12 protein-coding genes are annotated in these 16,156 nt (G+C 72.1%); 8 read left to right on the forward strand and 4 right to left on the reverse strand.

The features are described 5' to 3' along the window. Positions 1–36 precede the first annotated feature (36 nt). The 8 genes from OG556_RS11925 to OG556_RS11960 all read left to right on the forward strand — a co-directional run bounded on the left by OG556_RS11925 (position 37) and on the right by OG556_RS11960 (position 11,016). On the forward strand, positions 37–3,870 hold the full coding sequence (locus OG556_RS11925) for a nitrate- and nitrite sensing domain-containing protein (RefSeq protein WP_371517049.1): 3,834 nt from the start codon (positions 37–39) through the stop codon (positions 3,868–3,870). Positions 3,871–3,880: 10 nt separating this feature from the next. Then, positions 3,881–4,294, forward strand: coding sequence for a roadblock/LC7 domain-containing protein (locus OG556_RS11930; RefSeq protein ID WP_097236138.1), 414 nt, complete (start codon positions 3,881–3,883; stop codon positions 4,292–4,294). Positions 4,295–4,459: 165 nt separating this feature from the next. Beyond that, a complete protein-coding gene (locus tag OG556_RS11935) occupies positions 4,460–4,885 on the forward strand; it encodes a DUF742 domain-containing protein (RefSeq protein ID WP_063347718.1) in 426 nt (141 codons plus the stop codon). Continuing rightward, positions 4,866–5,450 (forward strand): ATP/GTP-binding protein, encoded by a 585-nt coding sequence (locus OG556_RS11940; protein ID WP_371517050.1) that lies wholly within the window; start codon positions 4,866–4,868, stop codon positions 5,448–5,450. Before OG556_RS11935 ends, OG556_RS11940 begins: the two co-directional genes overlap by 20 nt. A gap of 393 nt (positions 5,451–5,843) precedes the next feature. After that, the gene (locus OG556_RS11945) at positions 5,844–9,182 is read left to right on the forward strand and encodes a nitrate- and nitrite sensing domain-containing protein (RefSeq protein ID WP_371517051.1); all 3,339 of its coding nucleotides are present in this window, start codon (positions 5,844–5,846) and stop codon (positions 9,180–9,182) included. A gap of 10 nt (positions 9,183–9,192) precedes the next feature. Further along, on the forward strand, positions 9,193–9,606 hold the full coding sequence (locus OG556_RS11950) for a roadblock/LC7 domain-containing protein (RefSeq protein ID WP_030057391.1): 414 nt from the start codon (positions 9,193–9,195) through the stop codon (positions 9,604–9,606). 161 nt (positions 9,607–9,767) lie between these two features. Continuing rightward, on the forward strand, positions 9,768–10,451 hold the full coding sequence (locus tag OG556_RS11955; protein ID WP_371517052.1) for a DUF742 domain-containing protein: 684 nt from the start codon (positions 9,768–9,770) through the stop codon (positions 10,449–10,451). Then, positions 10,432–11,016, forward strand: a complete 585-nt coding sequence (locus OG556_RS11960) for an ATP/GTP-binding protein (RefSeq protein ID WP_371517053.1) — start codon at positions 10,432–10,434, stop codon at positions 11,014–11,016. Before OG556_RS11955 ends, OG556_RS11960 begins: the two co-directional genes overlap by 20 nt. A 91-nt stretch (positions 11,017–11,107) precedes the next feature. Here the strand turns inward: OG556_RS11960 and cimA are convergent, their stop codons facing one another. From cimA to OG556_RS11980, 4 genes are all read right to left on the reverse strand, one after another. Then, a complete protein-coding gene (gene cimA, locus OG556_RS11965) occupies positions 11,108–12,712 on the reverse strand; it encodes a citramalate synthase (protein WP_371517054.1) in 1,605 nt (534 codons plus the stop codon). A gap of 378 nt (positions 12,713–13,090) precedes the next feature. Further along, a complete protein-coding gene (locus OG556_RS11970; protein WP_371517055.1) occupies positions 13,091–14,203 on the reverse strand; it encodes a branched-chain amino acid aminotransferase in 1,113 nt (370 codons plus the stop codon). A gap of 246 nt (positions 14,204–14,449) precedes the next feature. Further along, complete coding sequence (locus OG556_RS11975) at positions 14,450–15,487, reverse strand: 3-isopropylmalate dehydrogenase (RefSeq protein ID WP_371517056.1); 1,038 nt, start codon at positions 15,485–15,487, stop codon at positions 14,450–14,452. 59 nt (positions 15,488–15,546) lie between these two features. Further along, positions 15,547–16,110: a Uma2 family endonuclease gene (locus OG556_RS11980; protein WP_371517057.1), complete on the reverse strand. Its 564-nt coding sequence runs from the start codon at positions 16,108–16,110 to the stop codon at positions 15,547–15,549. Positions 16,111–16,156: the final 46 nt, after the last annotated feature.

Genomic DNA, 16,156 nt, shown 5'->3' on the forward strand with positions numbered 1-16,156 from the left:
AGCGGCGCCGCGGGTAACCCGGAGTCGCACGAGCCCGTGGCAGCCCCCCAGCAGGCGGCGGCCCCCGGCGGCCCGCCCGAGCCGGTGCTCCCCGAGGCCCCCGGCCACGCGGAGGACGACGGCCAGGAACGGAAGTCCACCCGGGACAAGCTCCGGACCACCCTGACCAGGCGGCGGGCCACCGGTCTGAGCCGGCTCGCGATGCGCAACTGGCGCATCCGGACCCGACTGATCGCCCTGCTCGCCCTGCCCGTCCTGGTCTCCCTGGTCCTCGGTGGCCTGCGGATCCAGGCCTCGATGCAGAACTCGCAGCAGCTCTCCCAGATGGCCAACCTGTCCGACCTGGCCAAGAAGGCGACCAACCTCGCGGACGCCCTGCAGACCGAGCGCGACATCAGCGCCGGCTACATCACCGCGCGCCCCAACGACCCGCTCGACGACGACATCGTCACCGCCCGCAGGGCCACCGACGACCTGAGCCGCACCTTCACCGCGTCCTCGGACAAGTTCGAGAACCTCGAACTCTCGGGCGGGAAGGCGCTGCTGTTCCAGATCCGCAGGGACCTGAACTCGATCTCGGACGCGCGCAACACGCCGTACCAGAACAACCAGAACATCCAGTCGACGATCACCGCCTACGACGTGATCATCCGCGACCTGCTGGCCATCACCCAGGACATCGCGCTCGCGTCGAACAACAAGGACCTGCTCGTCGCGACCCGCTCGCTGCAGCAGTTCTCGCTGGCCAAGAACGCCACCTCGCAGCAGCGCGCCCTGATCGGCGCCGCACTCGCCAACCCCAAGGGCCCCGACCTCAGCCCCAGCGACGAGTCCTTCGGCATCCGCCTGCGCACCTCGTACGACAACTCGCTCACCAGCTTCAACAACATCTACACCGCGCACGACCTGGACAACCTGCGCGGCCAGCTCAGCTACAACTCGGTGATCGCCGACGCCGACCGGTACGCGCGCTCGATCCTCCAGCCGAGCGGCATCCACCAGACCGACCCGGTGACCTACAAGGACTGGTACGAGAAGGCCAGCGCCAAGATCACCGCCGAGCGCCGGATCGAGTCCAAGCTCATCGAGGACCTCGACGGCAAGGCCCAGGACCTCCAGTCCCAGGCCGACACCGAGGCCATCATCATCGGTGCCGCCATCGCCCTGGTGCTGCTCGTCGCCCTCGGTGGCGCCGGTCTGATCGCCCGCTCGATGGTGCGCTCGCTGACCCGTCTGCAGGCCGCGGCCGAGGACGTCGCCGAGCGCCGCCTGCCCGAGCTGGTCAAGACCCTCTCCGAGAGCGACCCGCACGACGTCGACACGACGGTCGAACCGGTGGCCGTCGACTCCACCGACGAGATCGGCCACGTGGCGCACGCCTTCGACATGGTGCACAGCGAGGCCGTCCGCCTCGCCGCCGAGCAGGCCCTCCTGCGCGGCAACATCAACGCGATGTTCACCAACCTCTCGCGCCGCAGCCAGGGCCTCATCCAGCGCCAGCTGTCGCTCATCTCCGAACTGGAGAGCCGCGAGGCCGACCCGGACCAGCTGGCCAACCTCTTCAAGCTGGACCACCTCGCGACCCGCATGCGCCGCAACGGCGAGAACCTCCTCGTCCTCGCCGGTGAGGACCCGGGCCGCCGCTGGACCAGGCCCGTCCCGCTGGTCGACGTGCTCCGCGCCGCCGCCTCCGAGGTGGAGCAGTACGAGCGCATCGAACTCGCCGCCGTGCCGTCGGCCGAGGTCGCCGGCCGCGTCGTCAACGACCTCGTCCACCTGCTCGCCGAGCTGCTGGAGAACGCCACCTCGTTCTCCAGCCCGCAGACCCGCGTCCGGGTCACCGGCCACGCGCTGCCCGACGGCCGCGTCCTGGTCGAGATCCACGACACCGGCATCGGCCTGAGCCCCGACGACCTCGCCGAGATCAACGAGCGCCTCGCCAACCCGCCGACGGTGGACGTCTCGGTCTCCCGCCGCATGGGCCTCTTCGTGGTCGGCCGCCTGTCCCTGCGACACGGCATCCGCATCCAGCTGCGCCCCAGCGACTCCGGCGGCACCACCGCGCTGGTCATGCTCCCGGTGGACGTCACCAACTCCGCCGACCGCCGCGGCCCGGCCCGGCCCGGCCCCGCCCAGGCCAAGCAGCAGCGCGGGGTCGCCCCGACGCCGCGCCAGCAGCGCCAGGTGCCGCCCGGCCAGGGCGGCCCGGCCGCGCTCGGCCAGGGCCCGGCCGGCGGTGCCCCGCAGGGCGGCCGCCCGCAGCTCGGCCAGGGCGGCCCGACCGCTCCGACCGGCCCGACCGGCCCCGGTGCTCCGACCGGCCCGAACGCTCCGGGTGCTCCGGGTGCTCCGGCCGGCCCGGGTGCCCCTGCCGCGCCCGGCGGCCGGGCCGGCGGCCTGCCGACCCGCCAGGTCGGCAAGTCGCTGCGCGAGAACCCCGTCCAGCCGGGCCAGCAGCCCCAGGGACCCCAGGGACCGGGCCGACAGACCCCCCAGCCCCAGGGCCAGAAGCCGGCCCAGCAGTCCCCGCAGTCGCCGCAGTCGCCGCAGGGCGGCCTGCCGCAGCGCGCCCCGAACCGGCCGGGCCCGGCGCAGGGCGGCCTCGGTGGCCTGCCCCGCCGCGGCCAGCAGCAGCCCGACCAGGGCCGCCCCGGTCAGCAGCAGCCCGGTCAGCAACAGCCCGCTCAGGGCCGCCCCGGCCAGGAACGGCCGCGCCCGGGTGGCGAGTTCGACGGCGGTCCGGGCCCCCGGACCGGCGAGCAGCCGCAGCACAGTCGGCCGGGCCGGCCGGGCGGCGCTCCGCAGCAGCAGGGCGGCGCCCGCCCGGGCAACCGCCCGCAGGAGGGCCTGCCGCAGCGCCGGCCGGCCCCGCAGGGCCAGGGCGGCCCCGGTCAGGGCGGCCCGCAGGGCCAGCCCGGTCCGCAGGGCCAGCGCCGTCCGCAGCGCCCCGGCCCGGACGCGCCGCAGCGCGACCGCCAGCCGCAACTGCCGCCGCAGCAGCAGGCCCAGCCGCTGCCGTCGGCCGAGCCGGCGCCGATGGAGAGCACCCAGCAGTTCGCCCGGCCGCGCTTCGAGGCCAGCCAGATCGACCCGCGTGACCCGCTGGGCCTCGGTCTGGTGGAGCCGGTGCTGCCGAGCGTGCCGAACCCGGCGCGTCCGGAGCCGGTCCGTCAGGAGCAGGCCCGGCCCGAGCCGGTGCGCCAGGAGCAGGCCCGGCCGGAGCCGATGGCACTGCCGACCGGCCCGTCCGGGGGTGCGGCCGAGCAGCCGTGGTACCCGCAGGAGGGCGGGCAGGAGACCCGGCCGCGGACGTACCAGCCGCGCCGGCCCGGCACTTCGGCGCCGGAGTTCCAGCCGTCCGACCCGCAGGGCCGACAGGGCCGGCCGGCCCAGGCCCCGCAGCCCCAGGCTCCGCAGCAGGCCGCGCAGGCTCAGGCCCCCCAGGCCCCGCAGCCCCAGGCCCCGCAGCAGGGTCAGCAGCAGCCGCAGCAGGGCCAGCAGCCGCAGCCCGGCACCGGGGACGCCCCGTGGCGCCCGTCCGCGAACGACGAGCGCTGGCGCCGTGCCGAGCAGGTCCGCGAGCCCTCGACCAACGGCGTCACGATGTCCGGTCTCCCCCGGCGGACCCCGCAGGCCAACCTGGTCTCCGGCACCGCCGAGGCCTCGCCGCTGACCGGTCCGCAGGTCTCCCGGGCCCCCGAGGAGGTCCGCGGCCGGCTGACCAACCTGCGCCGCGGCATCCAGCAGGGCCGCCGGGCCGGAGCCGAACAGGCCAACCAGCCGGGCTCCCAGCATGGTGCCCAGCAGCCCGGATTCGATAGTTTCGGTGGCCGGACCGACGGCAACGGCGCAGATCACCAGGAGCGTTGAGTTGAATCAGATGAGCCAGGCCGCACAGAACCTGAACTGGCTGATCACCAATTTCGTGGACAACACCCCCGGGGTGTCCCACACCGTGGTGGTCTCCGCCGACGGCCTCCTGCTGTGCATGTCCGAGGGCTTCCCCCGCGACCGCGCCGACCAGCTCGCAGCCGTCGCCTCCGGCCTCACCTCCCTCACCTCCGGCGCCAGCCGGATCTTCGAAGGAGGCGAGGTCAACCAGACCGTCGTCGAGATGGAACGAGGCTTCCTCTTCCTCATGGCCATCAGCGACGGCTCCGCCCTCGCCGTACTCGCCTCCCCCGACTCCGACATCGGCCTCGTCGGCTACGAGATGGCCCTCCTCGTCGACCGCGCCGGCGCCGTCCTCACCCCCGCACTCCGCGCGGAACTCCAGGGCAGTCTCCTGCACTGACCGGAGTCCGAGCGGGATCCGTCCACCGTCCCACCTCCCCCGCCGGGTCCGACCCGACCGGCCCCGGCGTCTCACCCTCAGCTACCCTCAGGCAGCTGATCCCGCCTCAGCTGGCACCGCCCCAGCTGGAACCGGCTGCCCAAGGCTGCAGCACAAGGAGGACCCATGACCCCGCCCTCGACACCCGCCGGCTCGTACGGCAACGGGTACGGCAGCGGCTACGGCGGGCAGCAGTCCGACGGCTACGAGCAGCAGCCGCTGGTCCGCCCGTACGCGATGACCGGTGGCCGCACCCGGCCCCGGTACCAGCTCGCCATCGAGGCCCTGATCTCGACCACCGGCAACGCCGAGCGGACCGGCGGCCTGCTGCCCGAGCACGCCCGGATCGTGAACCTCTGCCGTGAGGTCAAGTCCATCGCGGAGATCTCCGCACTGGCCGGTGTCCCGCTCGGTGTGGCCCGCATCCTCGTCGCAGACCTGGCCGAGGCCGGCCTCGTCGCCATCCACCAGCCCGCCGCCGCGGGCGAGTCGGGCGGAACGCCCGATGTCACGCTGCTCGAAAGGGTCCTCAGTGGACTTCGCAAGCTCTAACGCGGCCGCGCCCTCCCGCGCCACCACCTCCGCGAAGATCGTCGTCGCGGGCGGCTTCGGCGTCGGCAAGACCACGCTCGTCGGCGCCGTCTCCGAGATCAACCCCCTGCGCACCGAAGCCGTCATGACCTCGGCCTCCGCCGGCATCGACGACCTCAGCCACGTCTCCGGCAAGACGACCACCACCGTCGCCATGGACTTCGGCCGCATCACCCTCGACGAAGACCTCATCCTCTACCTCTTCGGCACCCCCGGACAGGACCGCTTCTGGTTCATGTGGGACGACCTCGTCCGCGGCGCCATCGGCGCCGTCGTCCTCGTCGACACCCGCCGCCTCGCCGACTGCTTCCCCGCCCTCGACTACTTCGAGAACAGCGGACTGCCCTTCGTCGTCGCCCTCAACGGCTTCGACGGACACCAGCCCCACACCGCCGACGAGGTCCGCGAAGCGCTCCAGCTCAGCGCCGAGACCCCGGTCGTCACGCTCGACGCGCGCCGCCGCGACAGCGCCAAGAGCGCCCTCATCACCCTCGTCGAGCACGCCCTCCTCGCCCGACTCCGATGACGGGCCGGACTTCCGGGCTCCGGGGGCCGTCGGCGTGACGGCCCCCGGGGCGGAGCCGCTACCGGCCGATGTCCTCCAGGGGCATCGCGCAAGACCCGCTGTATAAGCAGCGGATAACAGTTCGGTAGGCATTTTGTGATCAACAGTGACTCTGCGTGGTGAACTAGCGTCACTCAGCGCCAGAAGACCACGGTTTTGCTCCGTCATGTCGGTGAATGTCCCTATTGCACCGACGCGGGGGCCATCCTGCGGCTGTTTGTCCCCCATCCCTGCACGTGCTGAAATTCCAGCTACCCCTGAAACCCTCGCGCCGGCCCACCGGTGACGGGCCAGGGCCCGGGGGTAGCGCTGGATTGATCCATGGCCGACAGTCGGCCGAGAGGTAGTTGTCGAGTGAGGCGTAAGCAGCAACCCGCCCCGCAGCGGCGCTCCGAGCCCCGCCGGAGCGAGCCGAACGGTACCGCAGCGGACCCGGCCGGATTCTCCGCTTTCACCCCCACCGAGGAGCGCTCGCAGGCCTCCCCGGCCCCGCAGCCCCCGGCCGCGTCCACGGAACCCCGCAGCGGCGGTCCGGACGGCGACGCCTCCAAGCGGTACGACTTCCTCCGCCCGCGCAACTGGCGCGTGCCGACCCGTCTGATCGCGATCCTGCTGATCCCCGTGATCATCAGTCTCGTCTTCGGCGGCCTCCGCGTGAACACCTCGGTCGACGGCTACATCAAGGCCTCCCGCGCCGAGAAGACCGCCGAACTCGCCAAGGCGGCCACCGAGCTCGCCGAAGCGCTGGAGATCGAGCGCGACACCACGCTGATACCCCTGCTCACCAAGCAGGACCCGGACGGCAAGGTCGCCAAGATCCGCGCCAGCACGGACGCCGCGCTGAAGGCGTACGAGGCGGCCTACGCGGCCTCCGACAAGTCCGGCGAACTGCCGCGCCGCCACGAGGCCTTCCAGGCCCTGGTGGTCGACCTGCCGCACCTGCGGTCCAGCGCGTACGGCGCCGAGCTGTTCGCCGGCGCCACCGTCAACGCCTACTCGGTGATGTTCGCCCCGCTGCTGTCCTACGACAACTCGGTCGGCATCGGCTCCAGCAACGCCGCCAGCAAGGGCCGCGCGATCTACGCGATGTCCCTCGCCAAGGCCTCCGCCTCGACCCAGCGCGCGCTCATGCTGCACCTGCTGGTCGGCATCTCCCAGAACGCCACCACCCGGTTCGAGAACGCCGACGTGATCCAGCAGATCCTGGTGGCGGAGCGGCTGGAGCAGGTCTCGCTGACCGAGTTCAACACCGGCAGCGCCCCCGAGGACGCCCGCAAGTACGCCAACGCGCAGGTCGCCCAGGCCGCCGCGCAGGAGCGCTCGGCCTACAAGATGCCGAACGGCACCGCGCCCTCCATGCAGACCCTGCTCTCCCTCGGCGCCGCCTACAGCCAGGCCGCCGCCGAGGGCCAGAGCAAGGGCAAGGCCGCCGCCGACCAGGCCTACAAGGAGGCCAAGGACTCCGGTCTCACCCCGGAGAACTGGAACCAGGCCGCCAACACCCACATCCAGGCCCTGCGTGACACCGAGGTCCAGCTGCTGGACGACGTCCTCACGGACTCCCGCGGCCTCAAGGACAACGCGCTCTACGACGCCATCCTCAACACGATCATCGTCGTCGCGGCGCTCATCCTGGCCGGTCTGCTCACCGGCTACGTCGCCCGCTCGATGATCCTCGGCATGCGCACCCTGCGCAGCGCCGCCCTGGAGATCGCCGACCACCGCCTGCCGGACCTGGTCGAGAAGCTCTCCAAGACCGACCCCGACCGGGTCGACACCTCCGTCACCCCGATCCCGTTGCACGGCAAGGACGAGATCGGCGAGGTCGCCCGGGCGTTCGACCAGGTCCACCAGCAGGCCGTGGCGCTCGCCGCCGAGCAGGCCCTGCTGCGAGGGAACGTCAACGCGATCTTCACCAACCTGTCGCGTCGCAGCCAGGGCCTGATCCAGCGCCAGCTGGCGCTGATCACCGACCTGGAGAACAACGAGGCCGACCCGGACCAGCTGGAGAACCTCTTCAAGCTGGACCACCTCGCGACCCGTATGCGCCGCAACGGTGAGAACCTGCTCGTCCTCGCGGGCGAGGAGGCCGGCCGCCGCTGGAACACCCCGGTCCCGCTGGTCGACGTGCTCCGCGCCGCCTCCTCCGAGGTGGAGCAGTACGAGCGCGTCGAGCTGTCCGGCATCCCGGAGGTCGAGGTCGTCGGCGCCGCCGTGACCGACCTCGTCCACCTGCTCGCCGAGCTGCTGGAGAACGCCACCTCGTTCTCCAGCCCGCAGACCCGGGTCCTGGTCAACGCGACCCGCCTGCCGGACGGCCGGGTGCTGGTCGAGATCCACGACAAGGGCATCGGCCTCACCGCCGACGACTTCGCCGAGATCAACGAGAAGCTGGCCGAGCCGCCCACCGTCGACGCCACCATCTCCCGCCGCATGGGCCTGTTCGTGGTCGGCCGGCTGTCCCAGCGGCACGACGTCCGCGTCCAGCTCCGCCCCTCCGGCGAGTCCGCGGGCACCACCTCGCTGGTCATGATCCCGCCGTTCATCACCCGGTCGGGCGCCGCGCCGGAGCCCGAGGAGCAGTTCACCGTCTCCCGGATCTTCGCCGAGCAGGAGCCGACCTCCCAGTGGGCGCCCAACGGCCAGCCGCGCAGCGCCGCCGAGCTGGGCTTCGACGACCACCTCACCGGCACCGGCAACGCCGGATCCAGCGGCTTCAGCCCGGCCCTGGAGGCCGTCCAGCGCTCGCAGCGCCTCGACCAGGTCCGCCGCGCGGCCCTGGAGAGCGGCCCGCACGACGGCGAGCCGCCGGTGCTGGACGCCGAGGTCGAGGAGGAGTACCAGCAGGGCTACGACCAGTACGCCCCCCAGGGCTACGAGCAGCAGCCCGGCTACGCCGACGACCAGTACGGCTACCAGCAGGACGAGTACGGCCAGGACCAGTACGGCCAGTACCCGCAGCAGGGCTACGACCAGTCCGGCTACGCCGACGACCAGTACGGCCGCCAGGACTACCAGGGCGACGGCTACCAGGGCTACCAGGACGGCTACGCCGACCAGTACGGCCAGCAGGCCGAGGAGGCCCCGGCCGGCCACCCGTACACCCCGGAGCCGCCCGCGCTGCCCGCCGCCGAGCCCACCCCCACCCTGCCGTCCGGGCTGCCGCAGCGCCGCCCCGGCCAGCAGCTGGCGGGCGGCGGCTTCGGCGCCCCGACCGCTCCGGCGGACGGCGGCTCCGGCGGCGAGACCCCGAACTGGTTCGCCGGCGCCAAGGACACCTCGGCGGTCGACGAGCCGCGCGGCCACGACGTGTCGGCGCTGGGCGGCTACGGCCCGACCGGCCCGACCAACTCGCCCTGGCAGTCGCCCAACGACGGCGCCTGGCAGCAGGCCGAGCAGACCCGCGAGCCCGCCTCCGGCGGCACCACCGGGGCAGGCCTGCCGCGGCGCGTGCCCAAGCAGAACCTGGTGGCCGGGAACGCCAAGCCCACTCCGCAGGAAGGGCCGCAGGTCTCCCGCAGCCCCGAGGAGGTCCGCGGCCGGCTCACCAACCTGCGCCGCGGCGTGGAGCAGGGCCGCAGTGCCGGCAACACCGGAAGCTTCCGGATCGACCCCGATCAGGTAGACCCGTCCGGCAACGGACAGAACCGAAGCACCGATCTCTTCGGCGGCTCGAACCACCAGGAGCGTTGAGTTGACTCAGATGAGCCAGGCCGCACAGAACCTGAACTGGCTGATCACCAATTTCGTGGACAACACCCCCGGGGTGTCCCACACCGTGGTGGTCTCCGCCGACGGCCTCCTGCTGTGCATGTCCGAGGGCTTCCCCCGCGACCGCGCCGACCAGCTCGCAGCCGTCGCCTCCGGCCTCACCTCCCTCACCTCCGGCGCCAGCCGGATCTTCGAAGGAGGCGAGGTCAACCAGACCGTCGTCGAGATGGAACGAGGCTTCCTCTTCCTCATGGCCGTCAGCGACGGCTCCGCCCTCGCCGTACTCGCCTCCCCCGACTCCGACATCGGCCTCGTCGGCTACGAGATGGCCCTCCTCGTCGACCGCGCCGGCGCCGTCCTCACCCCCGCACTCCGCGCGGAACTCCAGGGCAGTCTCCTGCACTGACGGTCCGTCGGATACCGTCCAGGTATTCGAAGTACCTCCGCGTCCTTCCCGGGCCCGCTTCGGCGGGCTCGGGTTCGGACGTTGTACGGCCTTCGCACCACCGGCTCCGGACCTGCGCCGAAGCTCGCACCGCACCGCCGCACCCTGTGAGGAGAGGAACCGTGACACCGCCCGACGACCGCAGCGGCCAGTACGGCGTTCCGTACCCTGGCACAGGCCATGACGCCTTCGGAGCACCCGGCGTCGGCCACGGTCAGCAGTACGGCCAGCCTCAGCACGGCCAGCAGCACGGACAGCAGTACGGCCAGCACCAGTACGGGCAGCCCCAGCACCCGTACGGGCAGCCGCAGCAGGAGCAGTACGACCAGCAGGGCCGGTCCGGCCGGTACCGACAGCCGCAGCCCGCCTTCGACACGCCGCCGCCCGGCTACCCGGCGCCCGCCCCCGACCACCGGCCGGCCCACGAGCCCGGGCACGTCGAGGAGTTCGAGGACGAGCCCGACTCCGGCCCGCTGATCCGGCCGTTCGCGATGACCGGTGGACGCACCCGGCCGCGCTACGAGCTCGCGCTGGAGGCCCTCGTCTCCGCCGACGTCGACCCGCAGCGCCTGGCCACCCTGCTTCCCGAGCACCAGCGGATCTGCACCCTGTGCAGGGAGGTCAAATCCGTCGCGGAGGTGTCGGCGCTGCTCTCCCTTCCCCTGGGAGTGGCCCGCATCCTCGTGGCCGACCTGGCCGAGGCCGGCCTCGTCGCCATCCACCAGCCCGCTTCCGGCGGCGAATCCGGAAACCAGCCCGACGTCACGCTGCTCGAAAGGGTCCTCAGTGGACTTCGCAAGCTCTAACGCGGCCGCCCCCACCCGCGCCACCACCTCCGCGAAGATCGTCGTCGCGGGCGGCTTCGGCGTCGGCAAGACCACGCTCGTCGGCGCCGTCTCCGAGATCAACCCCCTGCGCACCGAAGCCGTCATGACCTCGGCCTCCGCCGGCATCGACGACCTCAGCCACGTCTCCGGCAAGACCACCACCACCGTCGCCATGGACTTCGGCCGCATCACCCTCGACGAAGACCTCATCCTCTACCTCTTCGGCACCCCCGGACAGGACCGCTTCTGGTTCATGTGGGACGACCTCGTCCGCGGCGCCATCGGCGCCGTCGTCCTCGTCGACACCCGCCGCCTCGCCGACTGCTTCCCCGCCCTCGACTACTTCGAGAACAGCGGACTGCCCTTCGTCGTCGCCCTCAACGGCTTCGACGGACACCAGCCCCACACCGCCGACGAGGTCCGCGAAGCGCTCCAGCTCAGCGCCGAGACCCCCGTCATCACGCTCGACGCGCGCCGCCGCGACAGCGCCAAGAGCGCCCTCATCACCCTCGTCGAGCACGCCCTCCTCGCCCGACTCCGATGACGGACACGGCTGCGGCCGCGGCCCACGGACCTTCGTTCGGAGGTCCGCGGGCCGCGGCCGCGGCGGGCTGCCCGGTGAGTTGCTCGGCGGGCTACTCGGTGGGCTCCAGGCCGGCCCGGATCAGCCCGTAGGTGTAGGCGTCCTCCAGCGCCAGCCAGGAGGCGGCCACCACGTTGTCGGCCACCCCGACGGTCGACCAGGTGGACGTGCCGTCGGTGGACTCGATCAGCACCCGGGTCTTGGAGCCGGTGCCGTGCTGGCCCTCCAGGATGCGGACCTTGTAGTCCACCAACTCGAACCGGGCCAGCGGCGGATAGATCCCCTCCAGCGCGGTGCGCAGCGCCTGGTCCAGCGCGTTCACCGGGCCGTTGCCCTCGCCGGTGGCGATCCGGCGCTCCCCCTTCGCCCACAGCTTCACCGTCGCCTCGTTGCCGGTGAAGCCGTTCGGGCCCTGCTCGCTGATGGTCCGCCAGGACTCCAGGGTGTAGAAGCGCTCCCGGCCGCCGCGCACCTCGTCGCGCAGCAGCAGCTCGAAGGAGGCGTCGGCGGACTCGTAGGTGTAGCCGAGGTTCTCCTGCTCCTTCACCTTGGCCACCACCCGGCCGGCCAGGTCCCGGTCGGTGGACAGGTCGTAGCCGAGCTCCTTGCCCTTGAGCTCGACCGAGGCACGGCCCGCCATGTCGGAGACCAGCATCCGCATGGTGTTGCCGACCCGCTCCGGGTCGATGTGCTGGTACAGGTCCGGGTCGACTTTGATCGCGGAGGCGTGCAGGCCCGCCTTGTGCGCGAAGGCCGAGTAGCCGACGTACGGCTGGTGGGTGGAGGGGGTCAGGTTGACCACCTCGGCGATCGCGTGCGACAGCCTGGTCATCTCGGCGAGCCGACCCTCGGGGAGCACCCGCCGGTCGTACTTGATCTCCAGCGCGCCGACCACCGGGAACAGGTTGGCGTTGCCGACCCGCTCGCCGTAGCCGTTGGCGGTGCACTGGACGTGGGTGGCGCCGGCGTCCACCGCGGCCAGCGTGTTGGCCACCGCGCAGCCGGTGTCGTCCTGGGCGTGGATGCCCAGCCGGGCGCCGGTGACGGCGAGGACGTCGGCGACGGTCTCCCGCACGCCGGCCGGCAGCATCCCGCCGTTGGTGTCGCACAGCACCACCACGTCCGCGCCCGCCTGGTGCGCGGTGCGGACCACGGCCAGCGCGTACTCGCGGTTCGCCCGGTAGCCGTCGAAGAAGTGCTCGCAGTCGATGAACACCCGCCGCCCCTGCGCGCGCAGGAACTCGACGCTGTCCCGGACCATCTCCAGGTTCTCGTCCAGGGTGGTGCGCAGCGCCAGCTCCACGTGCCGGTCGTGCGCCTTGGCGACGAGGGTGACGACCGGGGCGCCCGAGGCGACCAGCGCGGCCAGCTGCGGGTCCTCCGCGGCCTTGCCGCCGGCCCGGCGGGTGGCGCCGAAGGCGACCAGCCGGGCGTGCCGGAGGTCCAGTTCGGCGGCGGCCCGGGCGAAGAACTCGGTGTCGCGCGGGTTGGCCCCCGGCCAACCGCCCTCGATGAAGCCCACCCCGAACTCGTCCAGGTACCGCGCGATGGCCAGCTTGTCCGCCACCGTCAGGTTGATGCCCTCCCGCTGCGCGCCGTCGCGCAGGGTGGTGTCGAACACGTGGAAACTGTCGTCGGTACGGCTGACCTCGGTCATGACCCCTGGTTCTCCGTTCGGGGAGGTTCGTACTGCTCTGCCGGATTGTGAGTCCCGGCTCCACTGTCCAGCATCCCGCGCGCGGCTCCGGTGTCCCCGAGCCCCTTGTGGGGGCTCCCGGCCGGTCCGGAGGCTGTGTTGATCGGGGCGGTGCCCGAAAAACGAAAAAACCCCTCGCGGGTGCGAGAGGTCTGCGCGCGGGTCTGGACGCTGGTGGTCGCTCCGCATCGGGTCCTGCGGGAGCGGTCACTGCGGACCGGCGCGCCTGCTGTTAATAATCAGCGACAGCGAGGACACGTTCGCAGTCTGGCACACGTCCCGGCATCCGGCCCGCCCGTCTCGCGATGCGAAACGGAGCAGGCCGGAGCGGGTGCCGCCTCAGACGATCTTGTGCAGCCAGCCGTGGGTGTCGGGGGTCTGGCCGCCCTGGATGGCCAGCAGGGCCCGGCGCAGCTCCATGGTGGTCGGGCCGGGCTCGCCGGTGCCGACCGTCCAGTCGGCGGCGGCCGACTTGACCGAGCCGACCGGGGTGATGACGGCGGCGGTGCCGCAGGCGAACACCTCGGTGAGGGTGCCGTCCGCGTTGCCCTGCTGCCACTCGTCGGTGGAGATCTTCCGCTCCTCGACGGCGTAGCCGAGGTCGGTGGCGAGCTGGAGCAGCGAGTCGCGGGTGATGCCGGGCAGCAGGGCGCCGGACAGCTCGGGGGTGACGATCTTCGCGTCCTTGCCCTCGCCGAAGACGAAGTACAGGTTCATGCCGCCCATCTCCTCGATCCACCGGTGCTCGGCGGCGTCGAGCCAGACGACCTGGTCGCAGCCCTTCTCGGCGGCCTGGGCCTGGGCGATCAGCGAAGCGGCGTAGTTGCCGGCGCACTTGGCGGCGCCGGTGCCGCCGGGCGCGGCCCGGACGTACTCCTTGGACAGCCACACCGAGACCGGCTTGACGCCGCCCGGGAAGTAGGCGCCGGCCGGCGAGGCGATGATCATGAACAGGTAGGAGTTCGCCGGGCGGACACCCAGACCGACCTCGGTGGCGAACATGAACGGACGCAGGTACAGGCTCTGCTCGGGCTCGTCCGGCACCCACGCCTGGTCCTGCTGGACCAGCAGCTCGACGGCCTCGACGAAGGTCTCCACCGGCAGCTCCGGCATCGCCAGGCGGCGGGCCGAGGCCTGGAAGCGGGCCGCGTTGGCCTCCGGGCGGAAGGTCGCGATGGAGCCGTCGGCCTGGCGGTAGGCCTTGAGGCCCTCGAAGATCGACTGGCCGTAGTGCAGGGTCATGTTCGCCGGGTCGACCTCCAGCGGCGCGTACGGCGCCAGCTGGGCGTCGTGCCAGCCCACGCCCTCGGTCCAGCGGATGGTGACCATGTGGTCGGTGAAGACCCGGCCGAAGCCGGGGTTGATCAGCCGGGCCTCGCGCTCCGCGGTGGGCAGCGGGTGGGCGGAAGGCTTGAGGTCGAACGTGATGGGCGCCTGGGTGGGCGTGCTCATGGCTGTTTCCTTCACCGTGGGGTAGGTCCGGGCCGCCACCGCCGGGTGCCCGCCCCGGCCAACCAGCACCGGAACGAACGCACAACGGCACGACCCACTGTCGATACTCGCATCCAGAGGGCCGTGCCGAACAGCTGCCCGCTCCTTGGGGAGCTGCAAGCTGCGGTTATGTGGTGCGGCCCGCCGGGCCGCGACCGTTGTCGGCCCCGGCCCGTGGGCCGGAGTCCGTCAAGCGGATCCGGCCCGTCAGCCGGCTACTCGGGTGACCAGCGCGTCGCCGACCTCGGAGGTGCTGCGGGTGCCGGTGCGCTCGGCCAGGTCCGCCGCGACGGCGGCCTCCACCCGGGCGGCCTCGGCGGCGAAGCCCAGGTGCTCCAGCAGCATGGCGACCGACAGCACGGTGGCCGTCGGGTCGGCCTTGCCCTGGCCCGCGATGTCCGGCGCCGAACCGTGCACCGGCTCGAACATCGACGGGAACTCGCCGCCCGGGTTGATGTTGCCGCTCGCGGCCAGGCCGATCCCGCCGGTGACGGCGGCGGCCAGGTCGGTCAGGATGTCGCCGAACAGGTTGTCGGTGACGATGACGTCGAAACGCTCCGGCTGGGTGACGAAGAAGATCGTCGCCGCGTCGACGTGCAGGTAGTCGGTGGTGACCTCCGGGAACTCCCGGCCGACCTCCGCGAAGATCCGCGACCACAGGTGCCCGGCGTGCACCAGCACGTTGTTCTTGTGCACCAGCGTCAGTTTCTTGCGCGGACGCGCCTGGGCCCGGCGGTAGGCGTCGCGCACCACGCGCTCGATGCCGAACGCGGTGTTCAGGCTGACCTCGGTGGCCACCTCCTGCGGCGTCCCGGTGCGCAGCGAGCCGCCGTTGCCGACGTACGGGCCCTCGGTGCCCTCGCGGACCACCACGAAGTCGATGGCCGGCTCACCGGCCAGCGGGGACTTCACCCCGGGGAACAGGCGGCCCGGACGCAGGTTGATGTGGTGGTCGAAGGCGAACCGCAGCTTCAGCAGCAGCCCCCGCTCCAGCACGCCCGACGGCACGCTCGGGTCGCCGATGGCGCCCAGGAGGATCGCGTCGTGCGACTTCAGCTCGGCCAGCACGCTGTCCGGCAGGGTCTCCCCGGTCCGGTGGTAGCGCCGGGCGCCGAGGTCGTACTCGGTGGTCTCCAGCTTCACGTCGGCGGGAAGCACGGCACCCAGGACCTTGAGACCTTCGGCCACCACTTCCTGGCCGATGCCGTCACCCGGGACAACTGCGAGACGAATCGTGCGAGACATGCTCGGACCCTACTCCGGTGTCCCAGGGGCTGACACCAGGCGTCCACCATCCGGACGGGTCAGGTCAGGTCGATCCCGACGGGGAACGGCCGATCGACCTTCAACTGCTTGTGGTGGATCCCGGCCAGTCCGTACGACCTGGTCGCCGGGTCCAGCTCGTAGACGTGCACCACCGGGCGCCCCTCATCGCACTCGACGCGCCAGAAGTGACGGATGCCGGCGGCCGCGTACTTTCGCGGCTTGACCTCGCGGTCACGCTCGCGGGATTCCTCCGAGACGACCTCGATCGCGAGCAACACGTGCTCGGCGGAGAACCCCGTCTGGAGGTAGCCGGTGTCCGACTCCTCGTCCACCACGAGCAGGTCGGGCTCCGGGCGGTTTCGCCGGTCCAACGTGACCGTCATCTCCGGCCACACCTCCCAGCCCTCGGGAACCGCGCTCTCCAGCCCTCGTTCCAGCAGGCGCTTCGCCCGCACGTGGAACTTCGTCTGCGGACTCACGAAGATCAGGCCCCCGTCGATCAGCTCTGTGTGCGGCGGGAGATCAGGCAGCCGGTCGAGGTCCTCTGCGGTGTAGCCACCAGCAGGAGGCCGAATCCAGTCGGGGTACGGCGCGATGCTCATGGTTCCTCCCATACGGCATCCTGGCGGCCCTCTCAGGCTACTCGGC

This window comes from Kitasatospora sp. NBC_01300 (assembly GCF_041435235.1).
Classification (GTDB): Bacteria; Actinomycetota; Actinomycetes; order Streptomycetales; family Streptomycetaceae; genus Kitasatospora.

Excerpts from the sequence above, each read along its gene's own strand:
- OG556_RS11975 (WP_371517056.1), bottom strand. The coding sequence starts at position 15,487 with ATGTCTCGCACGATTCGTCTCGCAGTTGTCCCGGGTGACGGCATCGGC.
- OG556_RS11950 (WP_030057391.1), top strand. The coding sequence starts at position 9,193 with ATGAGCCAGGCCGCACAGAACCTGAACTGGCTGATCACCAATTTCGTG.
- cimA (WP_371517054.1), bottom strand. The coding sequence starts at position 12,712 with ATGACCGAGGTCAGCCGTACCGACGACAGTTTCCACGTGTTCGACACC.
- OG556_RS11930 (WP_097236138.1), top strand. The coding sequence starts at position 3,881 with ATGAGCCAGGCCGCACAGAACCTGAACTGGCTGATCACCAATTTCGTG.
- OG556_RS11970 (WP_371517055.1), bottom strand. The coding sequence starts at position 14,203 with ATGAGCACGCCCACCCAGGCGCCCATCACGTTCGACCTCAAGCCTTCC.
- OG556_RS11935 (WP_063347718.1), top strand. The coding sequence starts at position 4,460 with ATGACCCCGCCCTCGACACCCGCCGGCTCGTACGGCAACGGGTACGGC.
- OG556_RS11980 (WP_371517057.1), bottom strand. The coding sequence starts at position 16,110 with ATGAGCATCGCGCCGTACCCCGACTGGATTCGGCCTCCTGCTGGTGGC.